The 15,374-nt window shown below is 66.0% G+C and carries 12 protein-coding genes and 2 tRNA genes; 9 read left to right on the top strand and 5 right to left on the bottom strand.

Translation table 11 applies throughout. The annotated features are described in order from the left end of the window. The 5 genes from QOC76_RS02030 to QOC76_RS02050 form a co-directional block, all read left to right on the top strand. On the top strand, window positions 1-1,553 hold a 1,553-nt coding region (locus QOC76_RS02030), incomplete at its 5' end, for a DNA gyrase/topoisomerase IV subunit B (RefSeq protein ID WP_526353639.1). A 21-nt stretch (window positions 1,554-1,574) separates the two neighbouring features. Further along, window positions 1,575-4,070 carry a DNA gyrase subunit A gene (gene gyrA, locus QOC76_RS02035; RefSeq protein ID WP_526353641.1) on the top strand — a complete coding sequence of 832 codons (2,496 nt, stop codon included), beginning with the start codon at window positions 1,575-1,577 and terminating at the stop codon, window positions 4,068-4,070. A 34-nt stretch (window positions 4,071-4,104) separates the two neighbouring features. Further along, window positions 4,105-4,947, top strand: a complete 843-nt coding sequence (locus tag QOC76_RS02040) for a DUF3566 domain-containing protein (RefSeq protein WP_526353643.1) — start codon at window positions 4,105-4,107, stop codon at window positions 4,945-4,947. A gap of 61 nt (window positions 4,948-5,008) precedes the next feature. Beyond that, a tRNA-Ile gene (locus tag QOC76_RS02045) sits at window positions 5,009-5,082 on the top strand. A gap of 122 nt (window positions 5,083-5,204) precedes the next feature. Then, window positions 5,205-5,277: transfer RNA gene (locus QOC76_RS02050), tRNA-Ala, on the top strand. A gap of 111 nt (window positions 5,278-5,388) precedes the next feature. Here the strand turns inward: QOC76_RS02050 and cwsA are convergent. Continuing rightward, a complete protein-coding gene (cwsA, locus tag QOC76_RS02055) occupies window positions 5,389-5,811 on the bottom strand; it encodes a cell wall synthesis protein CwsA (RefSeq protein WP_526353645.1) in 423 nt (140 codons plus the stop codon). 106 nt (window positions 5,812-5,917) lie between these two features. Between cwsA and QOC76_RS02060 the strand changes: the two genes are divergently transcribed. Further along, window positions 5,918-6,445 (top strand): peptidylprolyl isomerase, encoded by a 528-nt coding sequence (locus QOC76_RS02060; protein ID WP_526353647.1) that lies wholly within the window; start codon window positions 5,918-5,920, stop codon window positions 6,443-6,445. Between the two features lie 18 nt (window positions 6,446-6,463). On the opposite strand, the gene QOC76_RS02065 is transcribed toward QOC76_RS02060, so the two are convergent. Together QOC76_RS02065 and crgA are read right to left on the bottom strand one after the other, a co-directional pair. Continuing rightward, window positions 6,464-6,880, bottom strand: a complete 417-nt coding sequence (locus QOC76_RS02065; RefSeq protein WP_526353700.1) for a PH domain-containing protein — start codon at window positions 6,878-6,880, stop codon at window positions 6,464-6,466. Between the two features lie 155 nt (window positions 6,881-7,035). Beyond that, the gene (gene crgA, locus QOC76_RS02070; protein WP_526353649.1) at window positions 7,036-7,299 is read right to left on the bottom strand and encodes a cell division protein CrgA; all 264 of its coding nucleotides are present in this window, start codon (window positions 7,297-7,299) and stop codon (window positions 7,036-7,038) included. Between the two features lie 107 nt (window positions 7,300-7,406). Between crgA and QOC76_RS02075 the strand changes: the two genes are divergently transcribed. The 3 genes from QOC76_RS02075 to QOC76_RS02085 all read left to right on the top strand — a co-directional run bounded on the left by QOC76_RS02075 (window position 7,407) and on the right by QOC76_RS02085 (window position 12,218). Continuing rightward, the gene (locus QOC76_RS02075; RefSeq protein WP_526353651.1) at window positions 7,407-8,156 is read left to right on the top strand and encodes a DUF881 domain-containing protein; all 750 of its coding nucleotides are present in this window, start codon (window positions 7,407-7,409) and stop codon (window positions 8,154-8,156) included. Window positions 8,157-8,225: 69 nt separating this feature from the next. After that, window positions 8,226-11,531: a LuxR C-terminal-related transcriptional regulator gene (locus tag QOC76_RS02080; RefSeq protein ID WP_526353653.1), complete on the top strand. Its 3,306-nt coding sequence runs from the start codon at window positions 8,226-8,228 to the stop codon at window positions 11,529-11,531. A 12-nt stretch (window positions 11,532-11,543) separates the two neighbouring features. Beyond that, entirely contained in the window at window positions 11,544-12,218 is a 675-nt protein-coding gene (locus QOC76_RS02085) for an aminodeoxychorismate/anthranilate synthase component II (RefSeq protein ID WP_526353655.1), read from the top strand. Here the strand turns inward: QOC76_RS02085 and pknB are convergent. Beyond that, window positions 12,196-14,070, bottom strand: coding sequence for a Stk1 family PASTA domain-containing Ser/Thr kinase (pknB, locus tag QOC76_RS02090; protein WP_526353657.1), 1,875 nt, complete (start codon window positions 14,068-14,070; stop codon window positions 12,196-12,198). The two genes, QOC76_RS02085 and pknB, sit on opposite strands and share 23 nt — an antisense overlap. Then, window positions 14,067-15,374: a serine/threonine-protein kinase gene (locus QOC76_RS02095; RefSeq protein WP_526353659.1), complete on the bottom strand. Its 1,308-nt coding sequence runs from the start codon at window positions 15,372-15,374 to the stop codon at window positions 14,067-14,069. The genes pknB and QOC76_RS02095 overlap by 4 nt, the downstream gene beginning before the upstream one ends.

Below are 15,374 nucleotides of genomic sequence, written 5' to 3' on the forward strand. Positions count from 1 at the left end.
AAGAGGGCGACGCGACCAAGAAGACGGGCACCACCGTCAGGTACTGGGCGGATCCCAACATCTTCGAGACCACCAACTATGACTTCGAGACCGTGGCCCGCCGGCTACAGGAGATGGCTTTCCTCAATAAGGGTCTGACCATCACACTCGCCGACGAACGGGTGACCCCCGAGGAAGTCGTCGACGAGGTGGTCAGCGATACCGCCGATGCACCCAAGTCGGCGGATGAGAAGGCGGCTGAGGCTAAGGCGCCGCAGAAGACCAAGAACCGCACTTTCCACTACGCCGGTGGGCTGGTGGACTACGTCAAGCACATCAACCGGACAAAATCGGCGATCCACCAGAGCATCGTCGACTTCAGCGGCAAGGGCGTAGGCCACGAGGTCGAGGTGGCGATGCAGTGGAACGCCGGCTACTCGGAATCCGTGCATACCTTCGCCAACACCATCAACACCCATGAGGGCGGCACCCACGAAGAGGGCTTCCGCGCTGCGCTGACCAGCGTGGTCAACAAGTACGCCAAGGACAAGAAGCTGCTCAAGGACAAAGATCCGAACCTCACGGGTGACGACATTCGCGAGGGCTTGGCCGCCGTCATCTCGGTCAAGGTTTCCGAGCCGCAGTTCGAGGGCCAGACCAAGACCAAACTAGGCAACACCGAGGTGAAGTCCTTCGTCCAGAAAATCTGTAACGAGCAGCTGGGACACTGGTTCGAAGCCAATCCGGCAGAGGCGAAAACCGTTCTGAACAAGGCTGTTTCGTCGGCGCAAGCGCGCATCGCCGCCCGCAAGGCCCGCGAGTTGGTGCGCCGTAAGAGCGCCACCGACATCGGTGGGTTGCCCGGCAAGCTGGCTGACTGCCGCTCAACCGATCCGCGTAAGTCCGAGCTGTACGTGGTGGAGGGCGACTCCGCGGGCGGCTCGGCCAAGAGCGGCCGCGACTCGATGTTCCAGGCGATTCTTCCGTTGCGCGGCAAGATCATCAATGTCGAGAAGGCCCGCATCGACCGCGTGCTCAAGAACACCGAAGTCCAGGCGATCATCACCGCGCTGGGCACGGGCATCCACGACGAGTTCGACCTCGCCAAGCTGCGGTACCACAAGATCGTGCTGATGGCCGACGCCGACGTCGACGGCCAGCACATCTCGACGCTGCTGTTGACGCTGTTGTTCCGGTTCATGAAGCCACTGGTCGAAAACGGGCACATCTTCCTGGCGCAGCCACCGCTTTACAAGCTGAAATGGCAGCGCACCGAACCGGAGTTCGCCTACTCCGATCGCGAGCGCGACGGGCTGCTCGAGGCTGGACAGAAGGCGGGCAAGAGGATCAACAAGGACGACGGCATCCAGCGGTACAAGGGTCTGGGCGAGATGAACGCCAAGGAGCTGTGGGAGACCACGATGGATCCGTCGGTGCGGGTGCTTCGCCAAGTCACCCTCGACGACGCGGCGGCCGCCGACGAGCTGTTCTCGATCCTGATGGGCGAGGACGTCGAGGCTCGGCGCAGCTTCATCACCCGTAATGCCAAAGACGTTCGCTTCCTTGACGTTTAACAATTAATAGGACTGAAATCAATGACTGACACCACGTTGCCGCCCGGCGACGAAGCAGGAGACCGCATCGAGCCGGTCGACATTCAGCAGGAGATGCAGCGCAGCTACATCGACTACGCGATGAGCGTGATCGTCGGCCGCGCGCTGCCGGAGGTGCGCGACGGGCTCAAGCCCGTACACCGCCGGGTGCTCTACGCGATGTTCGACTCGGGTTTCCGGCCGGACCGCAGCCACGCGAAATCCGCACGCTCCGTTGCCGAAACGATGGGTAACTACCACCCGCACGGCGACTCGTCGATCTACGACACCCTGGTCCGGATGGCCCAGCCGTGGTCGCTGCGCTACCCATTGGTCGACGGGCAGGGCAACTTCGGCTCGCCGGGCAACGACCCGCCGGCCGCCATGAGATACACCGAGGCGCGTCTCACGCCGTTGGCAATGGAGATGCTGCGCGAAATCGACGAGGAAACAGTCGATTTCATCCCGAACTATGACGGGCGCGTGCAGGAGCCGACGGTCCTGCCCAGCCGCTTCCCGAACCTGCTGGCCAACGGCTCCGGCGGGATCGCGGTCGGTATGGCGACCAACATGCCTCCGCACAATCTCCGCGAGCTCGCGGAGGCGGTGTACTGGTGCCTGGAGAACCATGATGCCGACGAGGAAGCGACGCTGGCCGCCGTCACCCAGTGCGTCAAGGGCCCCGACTTCCCCACCAAGGGATTGATCGTCGGCTCGCAGGGGATCCACGACACCTACGCCACGGGCCGCGGGTCGATCAGGATGCGCGGTGTCTGCGAGATCGAAGAGGACAGCCGCGGGCGCACCGGCATCGTCATCACCGAACTGCCGTACCAGGTCAACCACGACAACTTCATCACCTCGATCGCCGAGCAGGTGCGCGACGGCAAGCTGACCGGCATCTCGAACATCGAGGATCAGAGCAGCGACCGCGTCGGCCTGCGCATCGTCGTGGAGCTCAAGCGCGACGCGGTGGCCAAAGTGGTGCTGAATAACCTTTACAAGCACACCCAGCTGCAGACCAGCTTCGGCGCCAACATGCTGTCCATCGTCGACGGCGTTCCGCGCACCCTGCGGCTCGACCAGCTAATCCGGCACTACGTCAACCACCAACTCGATGTCATCGTGCGGCGCACCACCTACCGGCTGCGCAAGGCGAACGAACGCGCCCACATTCTGCGCGGGCTGGTCAAGGCGCTTGACGCGCTCGACGAGGTCATCGCCCTGATCCGGGCGTCGGAAACAGTCGATGTCGCGCGCCAGGGCCTGATCGAATTGCTGGACATCGACGACATCCAGGCCCAAGCAATCCTGGACATGCAGCTGCGCCGGCTGGCCGCTCTGGAACGCCAGCGCATCGTCGACGACCTGGCCAAGATCGAGGCCGAGATCGCCGATCTGGAAGACATCCTGGCCAAGCCGGAGCGCCAGCGCGCCATCGTGCACGACGAATTGGCCGAAATCGTCGAGAAGTACGGCGACGACCGGCTCACCAGGATCGTCCCCGCCGACGGCGAGGTCAGCGACGAAGACCTGATCGCCCGCGAGGACGTCGTCGTCACGATCACCGAGACCGGCTACGCCAAGCGCACCAAGACCGACCTGTACCGCAGTCAGAAGCGCGGCGGCAAGGGCGTGCAGGGCGCGGGCCTGAAGCAGGACGACATCGTCAACCACTTCTTCGTCTGCTCGACCCACGACTGGATTCTGTTCTTCACCACACAGGGCCGGGTGTACCGGGCCAAGGCCTACGAACTGCCAGAGGCGTCGCGCACGGCACGCGGCCAGCACGTCGCCAACCTGCTGGCGTTCCAGCCCGAGGAGCGGATCGCCCAGGTCATCCAGATCAAGGGCTACGAGGACGCGCAGTACCTGGTGCTGGCGACTCGCAACGGCCTGGTGAAGAAGTCGAGACTCACCGACTTCGACTCGAACCGTTCGGGCGGCATCGTCGCGGTGAACCTGCGCGACGGCGATGAGCTGGTGGGCGCCGTGCTGTGCTCGGCCGAGGACGACCTGCTGCTGGTGTCGGCCAAGGGTCAGTCGATCCGCTTCTCAGCAACCGATGAGGCGCTGCGGCCGATGGGCCGGGCCACCTCTGGTGTGCAGGGGATGCGGTTCAACACCGACGACGCGCTGCTGTCGCTGAACGTCGTGCAGCCGGACACATTCCTGCTGGTCGCTACCGCCGGCGGGTATGCCAAACGCACCGCGATCGACGAGTACCCGGTTCAGGGCCGCGGCGGCAAAGGGGTGCTGACCATCCAGTTCGACAAGCGACGTGGCAGTCTTGTTGGAGCGCTGGTGGTCGATGACGAAACCGAGCTCTACGCCATCACGTCGGGCGGGGGCGTCATCCGAACAACTGCGCGCCAGGTTCGCAAGGCCGGACGGCAGACCAAGGGCGTTCGGTTGATGAACCTGGGCGAGGGCGCGACACTGATTGCGATCGCTCGCAACGCAGAGGAAAGCGACATCGAGACCGAAGCCGCTGAGTAGGGCCCGGCGACGTGACCGACGGTAAGGAGCCGGAGTGACTTCACCGAACGACGCGGGCCATCCGCGCTCGGGAGACGGTAGCGGCAACGGTTCCATTCCCGACGACTCCGAGACCGGCTCACTGGGCAACGCAATCAGCCGCGACGTGCCACCGTGGCAACGCGGCCCCGCCGCACGGCCCGCGCAGAAGCCGCCGGTCCGCACGCCGCGTGAGCCGGCCCGCCCGGAACCGCCACGGGGTGGCCAGCCCGGCCACCCCCCGGGAGCAGACGCCCGCCTCAACCGGTTCATCTCCGGTGGGTCGGCGCCGCCAGAGACGGTGGAGCAACCACACCCGCGAAGCGAACCGGCCCGCAGCGAGCCGGTGATCGGCGAGGCGTACGCAAGTGAGCTGCCGGACCTGTCCGGCTCACCGCGACCGACACAGCGCAAGCCCCCACCCGAGCGCAGCGAGCCCCCGCCGCGGCCCGCGACTCCCGGCCGCGTCCAGGTGGCAGGCCGCACGCATACGGGGCCGGTGCGGGCCAGCATGCAGATCCGCCGGATCGACCCGTGGAGCGCGCTGAAGGTCTCGCTGGTGTTGTCGGTCGCGTTGTTCTTCGTCTGGATGATCGCGGTCGCGTTCCTGTACCTGGTGCTCGGCGGCATGGGCGTGTGGAGCAAGCTCAACAGCAATGTCGGCGACCTGCTCACCAGCGCAAGCGGCCAGGCCGGCGGCGAACTGGTGTCCAGCGGGACGATCTTCGGCGGTGCGGCGCTGATCGGCCTGGTGAACATCGTGCTGCTGACGGCGATGGCCACCGTCGGGGTGTTCATCTACAACCTGACCACCGACCTGGTCGGCGGTATCGAGGTGACGTTGGCCGACCGCGACTGATTCCGGTTTGGGTCGGGGGTCGCAGTTACGGTAATCTCACCGCTCGGCCATGTGCGTTTACGGGCCTATAGCTCAGGCGGTTAGAGCGCTTCGCTGATAACGAAGAGGTCGGAGGTTCGAGTCCTCCTAGGCCCACGGAAAGGGTCACCATGAGACTGGTGTTACTGGTCGCGGCGGTGGCGTTGGCGGTTTTCGTGGTGCGGTCGCGACACGGCGTGGAGGTGTGGCACGCAGCTGCCGATCAACCTTCCTGAAACGGGGCCTTAGCTCAGTTGGTAGAGCGCTGCCTTTGCAAGGCAGAAGTCAGGGGTTCGAATCCCCTAGGCTCCACAATTTTCTTCGACTTCGCGATCACCCACCGAAATCTGCGGGAGGGCCGTGATTTGGACGACAAATCGACGACCACTACGCAGAAGTCGCGACGGCTTCGGGTACGCGACCCTACGGCTTCGGTGTCACCTCTACGCTGGGTGGCCGCGGCGACGGCTCGGGCTGCATCGACCTGCGGACAATCGAAAACGTCACTCCCCCAATGGCAATCAGCGCCACGCCCGCGGCTGCAAGTACCAAGGGCCGGGGGCGCCGCTTGGGCTTGCGTGCGTCGGCGATGATCTGCGGAAGATTGGCGAGGACCTCCTGCGCCGCGGCGATTTCACCGGCGATGGTCTCCTGCGCCTCTTCGATCTCCTTGGCCAGCCTGCTCTTCTCGAAGCGCTGACGCAGGCCCCCCGCCGCGGAGTGTGCCCCCTGCCAGCTCAGTCCGACGGTGCCTCGCGTCAGGTCGACCGGACCCAGCGCGGTGTAGCGCAGGCCGCGCGACAATCGCTGTCCGGGGGTCAGCCGGGCATCCGTGTTGAACGTCATCTCCCACCTCTCTCGCGGCCCTGTTGCAATCGATACCAGCCTGCCATCAACTGCAACACAACGGTGCCCGGTTCGGCGTCAACCGCGCGTGGCAGACTGACTTCTCGTGACGAGCCCTATTCAGACAGCGACCGCGACCCTGCACACCAATCGTGGTGACATCAAGATCGCACTGTTCGGAAACCACGCGCCCAAAACCGTCGCCAACTTCGTTGGTCTGTCGGAGGGCAGCAAGGACTACGGCACCGAGAATGCCGCAGGCGGCACCTCCGGCCCGTTCTACGACGGCGCGGTGTTCCACCGGGTGATCGACGGCTTCATGATCCAGGGTGGCGACCCGACCGGAACCGGCCGCGGCGGCCCGGGCTACCAGTTCGACGACGAGTTCCACCCGGAGCTCCAGTTCGACAAGCCGTACCTGCTGGCGATGGCGAACGCGGGACCGGGCACCAACGGCTCGCAGTTCTTCATCACCGTCGGCAAGACCCCGCACCTGAACCGCAAGCACACCATCTTCGGTGAAGTCGTCGATCAGGAGTCGCAGAAGGTCGTCGACGCCATCGCGTCCACGACGGTGGACCGCAGCGACCGGCCGACCGAGCCGGTGGTGATCGAGTCGATCACCGTCTCCTGACGGTCTCCTAGCGGTCGACTAGCGGCCGGCCAGTCCCGCCGCTGTCAGGGCGTCGAGCACGTCGAGTGGGTCGGCGCCCAGATCCCACCTGGTGAGGACGAATAACCGGTCGTCGGTGGTGTCGATCTCGAGCAACCGGACTTTTCGGGCGATGCGCCGGAATTCAGTGATCCGGATGATCTTGATGTCGCTCTTAGCAAGCCGGTGCGTATGCAGCGGCCCGTGAATCAATAGACCGCCGTCGCTGATAGCCAGCTTTGGTCGCGCGCGCCAGGAAAGGGTTGCAAACAAAAGGAGTCCGGCAGCGGCAATGATCGCGAGTATGCGGCCGGGGGTGTCTGTGACTAGGGTCACAGCGCCGATAGCCATCACCAGACCGATCCCGGCGCACGCCGCGATGCCCGCGGCCGGCGGGCTCCAATTAGTTTGCTGCACGGCCAATCCACACCCTTTTACCCCGGTTTTTGGGGTTATCCACAAGTGCTATCCCCAATGGGGATGAATCACAACGATGTGATTGGGTGACCATCAGGTTGCGGAACGGGTAACGCGCCAAGTCCAAGATGAATTCATTGGGACTGATGCGACTGTCACCGCCAACGCATAGTTAGCAACAATCCGGTAATCATGAAAGCAAAGGCGATCGCGTAGTTCCACGGGCCGAGATCCGCCAGAAATGGAATTGACGTCGACGCCAGCTGGAACACCAGGAGCCAGGCAAGGCCGATGACCATCAAGCCGAGGAACAGCACCACGAACCAGACGCTCGACGGACCGGCTTTCACCTTGACCGGTGTGCGGCTCACCGAGTTGGCGGTGAAATCGTTCTTCTTGCGGACCTTGGACTTGGGCATCGGTACCTTCACAAAACAGTCGGCGCCATTGGTGCGACGATGAAGCGGATCTGCCTAAGAGGTTAACGTAGGCGGGCCTCAGGCAGAGAATTCGACGGGAGCAGCCGATGGCAGAGTCGGAACGGCCGGCGTGGCGCTTCGGCGTGCCGTTGGTCTGCCTCCTGGCCGGGCTGCTGCTGGCAGCCACCCACGGCGTCTCCGGCGGAGACGAAATCAGGCGCAGCGACGCGCCCCGCCTCGTCGACCTGGTTCGGGAAGCTCAGCAGTCGGTCGACCGGCTCAGCGCCCAGCGCGACGGCCTCGTCACCGAGATCGACACGCATCACGGCGGATCGCCAGGCGCGGACGCCGCGCTGGCCGCAATTCAGAAGCGCAATGCCGTTCTGGCCGGCGACGCGGGCCTCGATCCGATCCGCGGCCCCGGTCTCGTGGTCACGCTCACCGACGCCCAGCGCGACGCCAACGGCCGCTTCCCGCGCGACGCCTCTCCCGACGACCTGGTTGTGCATCAGCAGGACATTGAAGCCGTGCTCAACGCGCTCTGGAATGGCGGCGCCGAGGGCATCCAGATGCAGGATCAGCGAATCATCGGAACGTCCGCGCCGCGATGCGTCGGCAACACTCTTCTGCTCAACGGCCGCACCTACAGCCCGCCGTACGTCATCACCGCGGTCGGAGACGCCGTCGCGATGCAGGCGGCACTCGCCGCGGCGCCGTCGGTGACGCTCTACAACCAGTACGTTGTGCGCTTCGGGCTGGGCTATTCAGAGGAGCCGCGGGCTTCGGTGGATCTGGTCGGGCACAGCGAGCCCGTGCGTATGCGCTTCGCCAAGCCCGCCGGGCCCATCGGCTACTGAGGGACCGCGCGACCCATATACGGGGTTTCGCGGATGTTTTCCCCGAGTTCCCTTCGCATGCTGACTAGCATGAGCGCACCCGAAGCATGGAGCGACCTCGCGGACGGGAGGAGCACAATGGCCTCCGCCGTGAGCGAGCTGCCGACCGGAACCGTGACGCTGCTGCTGGCCGACGTCGAGGGTTCGACGCGGTTGTGGGAGACCCAGCCCGACGAGATGACCGCCGCGCTGGTAGGACTCAACAGCGCTGTCGATGACCTCGTGGCGCTCCATGGCGGTGTGCGGCCGGTCGAGCAGGGTGAGGGCGACAGCTTCGTGGTCGCCTTCGCGCGTGCCAGCGATGCGGCGGCGTGTGCGCTCGAATTGCAGCGGGCGCCGCTGGCGCCGATCCGGCTGCGCATCGGCGTGCACACCGGTCAGATCCAGCTGCGCGATGAGGGCAACTACGCGGGGCCGACGATCAACCGCACGGCCCGCCTGCGCGATCTCGGGCACGGCGGCCAGACCCTGCTGTCGGGTGCCACCGAACCGCTGGTGGTCGACTGGCTGCCCGCAGACGCCTGGCTGACGGAGCTGGGTACGCATCCGCTGCGCGACCTGCCGCGACCCGAGCGCGTCGTGCAGCTGTGCCACCCCGACACCTGCAACGACTTCCCGCCGCTGCGGACATCGACAACCGTCGACGCGCGCAACCTGCCGGTGCGGCTCACCAGCTTCATCGGCCGCGGTGTGCAGATGGACGACGTGCGCCGGCTGCTGGGCGACAACCGGCTGGTGAACCTCACCGGCGCAGGCGGGGCGGGGAAGACACGCCTTGCCGTCGAGATAGCCGCCCGCTTCGACGGCGACTTCCCCGACGGGGTGCACTACGTCGATCTGGCACCCGTCACGCACCCCGAGGTCGTGCCGGTCGCGGTGGCGCGAGCGCTAGGCCTGCCCGATCAGCCCGGCCGGTCGGCGGTGGACAGCGTGATTCGGTCCGTCGGTGAGCGACGGATGTTGATGGTCATGGACAACTGCGAACACCTGTTGGAGCGCGCCGCGTTGTTGTCGAACGAACTCTTGGGTGCCTGCCCGTCATTGCGACTGCTCGCGACGAGCCGCGAACCTCTCGGGGTCCCGGGTGAGGTGACTTTTCTCGTGCCGTCGCTGTCGATCGGCGACGAGGCGATCGATCTGTTCACCGACCGCGCCCGCCGTATCCGGCCCGATTTCGCTGTCACCGAGAACAATTCGTCGAAAGTGGAGGAAATCTGCCGGCGCCTCGACGGCATGCCGTTGGCGATCGAGCTCGCGGCTGCCCGGGTGCGGGCGTTGTCGTTGGACGACATCCTGGGCAGCCTGCACGACCGCTTCCGGCTACTGACGGGCGGGGCGCGGACGGCGGTGCGCAGGCAACAGACCTTGCGGGCATCGGTGGACTGGTCGCACGCCTTGCTGACCGAATCGGAGCGGGTGTTGTTCCGCCGATTGGCGGTATTCCTGGGCGGCTTCGACCTGGACGCCGCGCAGGCGGTCGCGGGGACAACCGACGTGGAGCGCTATCAGGTGCTCGACCAACTGACACTGCTCGTCGACAAGTCGCTCGTCGTCGCCGAAAACACCAGCGGCCGAACGCGATACCGGCTCCTGGAAACGATGCGGCAGTACGCACAGGAGAAGCTCGGCGAGTCAGGGGAGTCCGATGATGTGCGGGCCCGGCATCGCGATCACTATCTGGCGATTGCCGAGGTTCTCAATATTCCCGCCAGGTCTGATTACCTCGAGCATCTAGAGCAGGCCGACACCGAGATCGACAATCTCCGAGCAGCTTTCAGCTGGAGTCTGGAGACCGGTGACACCGAGACAGCATTGCGCCTCGCGTCGTCGCTGTTTCCGGTGTGGCAGGACGGCGGCCGAAATGGGGAAGGCCTGGCTTGGCTGGAAGCGGCTCTTGGGCAGGAAGCTCGGACTTCACCGGTCGATCCCGCCGTGCATGCCCGCTCGCTGATGGACCGGGTAATGCTGGTTGCGTGGACCCTTCGGACAGAGAGCCCCGAGGAGTCCGCAACGGCATTGGCCCTGGCGCGCGAGGTCGGTGATCCAGCCCTGTTGATCCGGGGATTGATCGCGCAAGGGCTCAGCACTTATTTCGACGAAGAGGTGTCGGGAGCATGCTTTGCCGAGGCCGCCGAACTTGCTCAGGGGCTGGATGATCCGTGGATTTGGAGCCAGATTTACGTCGAGCAGGCCCGCGGCGCGGTCGGTGCCGGCGACCCAGTCGCAGTCGAAGATGCAGCCGCGAAGGGTCTAGCGGTATCCATCGCGATCAATAATCGCGCGACGACGCGGGTTTTTTACTGGGCCCAAGGCTGGGCACGCGCATGGCAAGGCGACCTGCGCGGTGCTCTGGTCAAGATCGATAGCGCTACCGAGGACGCCGGCGATGCACGCAACACGATGTTGCAGCTGTACGCGCTGTTGGTCCAGGGATTCACGCGTGCCTATCTGGGTGACAGCGCCGGCGCGCACGCTACGGCAGATGCGGCCCTTGCCGCCGCCGCGGACTTGATGGAGTTTTTCGAAGGCCTGGGTTATGCGACGGTGGCGGTCGCTTACCAGGCGGCTGGTGATGATGAGGCAGCCAGCCAGGCGTATGCCTTGGCGCGGCAACGTTCAGGCCTCAACCGGATGATGGGCGGCTTGTTTGCGTTCGCGGCCCTGGCGCCACTCGCGTGCGGAGACCTTTCTACCGCGCGGAAGTGGGCCGACGAAACTGTGGAGATCACCGGCAGTTGCTACCGGTCGATGGCGTTGATGACGCGTGCTGAAGTGATGCTCGCCCAAGGGGAGACGGACGGCGCCGAACAGGATGCGCAAGCGGCGCTTGCGGCCGCGCCGGCGACCGGCACGAAGCTTCGGATGACTCCTGCACTCGAATGTCTGGCGAAGCTGGCCGCTGCCACGGGCAGCCACCGCGAAGCAGCTCGACTGTTCGCGGCGGCGCAGTCGATGCGGCAGCGCACCGGTGAGGTTCGGTTCCCGAACTTCGATGCCGGATACCAGATCAGCATTGATGAACTACGAGCCGCCATGGGCGCCGACGACTTCGACGCCGCCTGGGCCGAAGGTGCCGCACTCTCCACCGACGAGGCGATCGCCTACGCACAGCGCGGGCGAGGCGAGCGCAGGCGGCCGTCGACCGGCTGGGGATCGCTGACGCCCACCGAACAGGACGTGGTCCGGTTGGTCAGCGAGGGGCTGCCCAACAAGGACGTCGCGTCGCGGCTGTTCATCTCACCGCGGACCGTGGAGACCCACCTCACCCACGTGTACGCCAAGCTCGGCCTGGCCTCGCGCGTCCAACTCGCCCAGGAAGCCGCACGGCACACCTAGTAACCTGGGCTGATGCAGGTCTTGGTCGTCGACAACTACGACAGCTTCGTTTTCAACCTGGTCCAGTATCTGGGCCAGCTCGGTGTGGACGCGCAGGTATGGCGTAACGACGACGACCGCCTCGACACCGAGGCCGACATCGCCGCGGCCGCCACGGAGTTCGACGGTGTGCTCCTCAGCCCCGGACCCGGTACGCCCGAACGCGCCGGCGCATCCATTCCGCTCGTCAAGGCCTGCGCTGCGGCCAAGACGCCGCTGCTCGGCGTGTGCCTGGGCCACCAGGCGATCGGGGTGGCGTTCGGCGGCACCGTGGACCGGGCGCCGGAGCTGCTGCACGGAAAGACGAGCGCGGTATCCCATGCGAATGTCGGTGTTTTGCAGGGCCTTCCGAATCCCTTCACGGCGACGCGGTATCACTCGCTGACCATTCTGCCGGACACCGTGCCCGCCGACCTCGAGGTCACCGCCCGCACCGAGGGCGGGGTCATCATGGGTGTGCGGCACGTAGAACTGCCCATCCACGGAGTTCAGTTCCACCCCGAGTCGATTCTCACCGAGGGCGGGCACCGAATGCTGGCCAACTGGCTGGCCTACTGCGGAGACGCTCCGGACGAGACCCTGGTGCGCACTCTGGAGGACGAGGTCGCCAACACGGTGCGCGCGGCTACGCAGCGAAGCTCAGCGTAATCGTCGCGCTGAAATTCACCGTGCTGCCCGGCGACGGACTCTGAGTAACCACTGCGTTGGTTCGTTGGCCGCTGTCGCGCGCATCGGCGCCCCTGTCGAGCCCGCCGGTCCAGCCCAGCGCGCGCAGTCGCGGCTCGGCGTCGGTCCAGAACTGGCCCCGAAGGTCGGGCATCGTGAACTGGTTGCACTGCGATTTCTGCATCTGAATCGCCGTGTCGACCGGAACCTGTTGGCCCGCAGGCGGGTCAGTGCCGATAATCTGTCCGCACGGCGCCGTGTTGTCGACGGGAACCGGGACGAGGTTGGTGAACCCCGACGCAGTCAGGATCTGCCGAGCCGAATCCTCGGTCTGGTTCTTGACGTCGGGCACCGACCTGGCTTCGGGTCCGGAACCGACGACGATGGTGATCTCGTTGGTGATGGCCGAAGTCTGATTCGCCGACGGGATGGTGCCGACCACCTTGTCCTTCTGCTCGGGTGTGGACGCTGACGGAGCCTGCTTGAATTTCCCGAAGCCGGCGTCCTTGAGTTTCTGGACACACTGGGCGGCCGTCAGGTTCGAGCAGTCCGGGACTTCACGCTGTTCCGGACCGGTGGACACGTTGAGGGTGATCTCGTCGCCCGCGCCGATAGACGAACCAGCGCCCGGGTCGGTACTGATAACCCGGTTCGGCAGGACTCTGGAGTCGGGCTGCCGGTTGGTCCGGGTCTTGAAGCCGGCGTTCTGCAGCACGACGGTCGCGTCGTTCTCCAGTTGCCCGCCGACGTCGGGTACCTGCACGTCGCGGGTGTTGCCGCCGATCATGTTGATCGCGATCGTCACCACCACCGTGAGCACAGCGAGAGCCGCGACCGCGATGAGCCACCGACCGACCGACTGACTTCGCTCGCGTCCGACGTAGGCGGGTTGATGGGCCGGAAGCTGCTCGGTCATCGGCGTCTGATGCATCGGGCCCGTGGATGCCAACAGCGAGCTGCGTTCGGCGTCGGTGAACACCTTGGGCGCGTCGGGCGCCTCGCCGCTGTGTACCCGGATCAGATCGGACCGCATTTCCGCAGCGGTCTGGTAGCGGTTGTCCGGGTTCTTGGCCAACGCCTTGAGCACCACGGCGTCCAGCTCCGGCGCGATGCCCGGATGGCGCTGCGACGGCGGAACAGGATCCTCGCGCACGTGCTGATAGGCGACCGCGACGGGCGAGTCACCGCTGAAAGGCGGTTCGCCGGTGAGGACCTCGTACAGCACGCAGCCCAGCGAGTAGACGTCGGACCGGGCGTCGACCTTCTCTCCGCGGGCTTGCTCGGGTGACAGATACTGCGCGGTGCCGATGACCGCGGCGGTCTGCGTGACGCTGTTGGCGTCCGCGAGTGCCCGGGCGATGCCGAAATCCATCACCTTCACCGCGCCGGCCTTACTGATCATGATGTTGGCCGGTTTGACGTCGCGGTGGATGATGCCGTGTTGATGGCTGAAGTTCAGGGCCTGGCACGCGTCGGCGATGACTTCGATGGCCCGTTGCGACTCCATCGGGCCGTCGGTGTGCACGATGTCGCGCAGCGTGATGCCGTCGACGTATTCCATCACGATGTAGGGCAGCGGGCCGTTCGGGGTCTCGGCCTCGCCGGTGTCGTACACCGCGACGATCGCCGGGTGGTTCAGCGCGGCGGCGTTCTGCGCTTCGCGGCGAAACCGGAGATAAAAGCTCGGGTCGCGGGCCAGGTCGGCGCGCAGCACTTTGACCGCCACGTCTCGATGCAGGCGCACATCGCGCGCGAGATGCACTTCGGACATGCCGCCGAAGCCAAGGATGTCGCCGAGTTCGTAGCGGTCGGACAGGTGCTGCGGGGTGGTCATTCCAATGTCTGTTCTAGATCCGAGGACGCCGCCCGCAGCAGTGCGGACGGCGCGATCGCGTTGGGTCGGTATGCCCCGATTTGCTCTCCACGATGACCGATGGACCCGTCATCGGTCCAGCCCGGCACCGTGACCAGCGGCGGAGCGCCCTGCGGAGTGGTCTGGGTAATGGTATCGGTGACCGTCGGCGGCGGCGATTGCTGGTCCTTCTTGTCCTGGGCGTTCAGCACGATGAGGATCGCGATGGCGATGGCCAGCGCTCCGAGCACACCCGCGGCCCACAGCAGCGCCCGCTGCCCGGACGAGAACGTTCGTCGCGGTGGGGGAGGACGGTGCCCGCCGGTCGCGGGCCGGGCGCGCGCCGCGGCGGCCGGGCCCCGCGTGGTCATGGCGGCGCTGGGCGGAGCGGATCCCACGGCAGCCGGTGCGGCACGGCCGATCGTCGGCGCCGCATTCGGCCGCGGCGGACGTCGCCCAGCCCGCACGGCGGCCACCGCGTCGGCGAACGGGCCGCCGGAGCGGTACCGCATGCCCGGGTTCTTCACCAGGGTGATCTCGATCAGCTCCCGCACATTGGGTGGCAGATCGGCGGGCAGCGGTGCAGGCGTCTCCTTGATGTGCTTCATCGCGACCGTCAGGGCGCCGTCGCCGGTGAACGGACGCTTACCCGAAACAGCTTCGTAGCCAACGACTCCCAGCGCGTAGACATCGCTGGCCGCGGTCGCGTCGTGACCCAGCGCCTGCTCGGGCGCGATGTACTGGGCGGTGCCCATCACCATGCCGGTCTGGGTGACGGGTGCGGCGTCGACGGCCTTCGCGATGCCGAAGTCGGTGAGCTTCACCTGGCCGGTCGGCGTGATCAGGATGTTGCCCGGCTTGACGTCGCGGTGCACCAACCCGGCGGTGTGGGCGACCTGCAGCGCCCGACCGGTCTGCTCGAGCATGTCCAGCGAGTGCCGCAACGAGAGCCTGCCGGTGCGCTTGAGCACCGAGTTCAGCGGTTCGCCGTTGATCAGCTCCATCACCAGATATGCGGTGCGGCCCTCGCCGTCCATGTCGGTTTCGCCGTAGTCGTAGACGCTGGCGATGCCCGGATGGTTGAGCATCGCGACGGTGCGCGCCTCGGCGCGGAACCGCTCGACGAACTCGGGATCGGACGAGAACTCGGCCTTGAGCACCTTCACCGCGACCCGGCGGCCAAGCCGCGAATCGACGGCTTCCCAGACTTGGCCCATGCCGCCGGTGGCGATCAGCCGCTGCAGGCGGTAACGGCCCGACAGTGTCACTCCGACGCGGGGGCTCAT

The sequence above is a fragment of the Mycobacterium sp. genome (genome assembly GCF_032159565.1).
GTDB lineage: Bacteria > Actinomycetota > Actinomycetes > Mycobacteriales > Mycobacteriaceae > Mycobacterium.

What these genes read in the sequence shown, in the direction of transcription:
- pknB (WP_526353657.1), bottom strand. Translation starts at nt 14,070, where the DNA reads ATGACCACCCCGCAGCACCTGTCCGACCGCTACGAACTCGGCGACATC.
- QOC76_RS02095 (WP_526353659.1), bottom strand. Translation starts at nt 15,374, where the DNA reads ATGAGCCCCCGCGTCGGAGTGACACTGTCGGGCCGTTACCGCCTGCAG.
- QOC76_RS02075 (WP_526353651.1), top strand. Translation starts at nt 7,407, where the DNA reads ATGGCAGAGTCGGAACGGCCGGCGTGGCGCTTCGGCGTGCCGTTGGTC.
- QOC76_RS02080 (WP_526353653.1), top strand. Translation starts at nt 8,226, where the DNA reads ATGAGCGCACCCGAAGCATGGAGCGACCTCGCGGACGGGAGGAGCACA.
- gyrA (WP_526353641.1), top strand. Translation starts at nt 1,575, where the DNA reads ATGACTGACACCACGTTGCCGCCCGGCGACGAAGCAGGAGACCGCATC.
- crgA (WP_526353649.1), bottom strand. Translation starts at nt 7,299, where the DNA reads ATGCCCAAGTCCAAGGTCCGCAAGAAGAACGATTTCACCGCCAACTCG.
- QOC76_RS02085 (WP_526353655.1), top strand. Translation starts at nt 11,544, where the DNA reads ATGCAGGTCTTGGTCGTCGACAACTACGACAGCTTCGTTTTCAACCTG.
- cwsA (WP_526353645.1), bottom strand. Translation starts at nt 5,811, where the DNA reads ATGACGTTCAACACGGATGCCCGGCTGACCCCCGGACAGCGATTGTCG.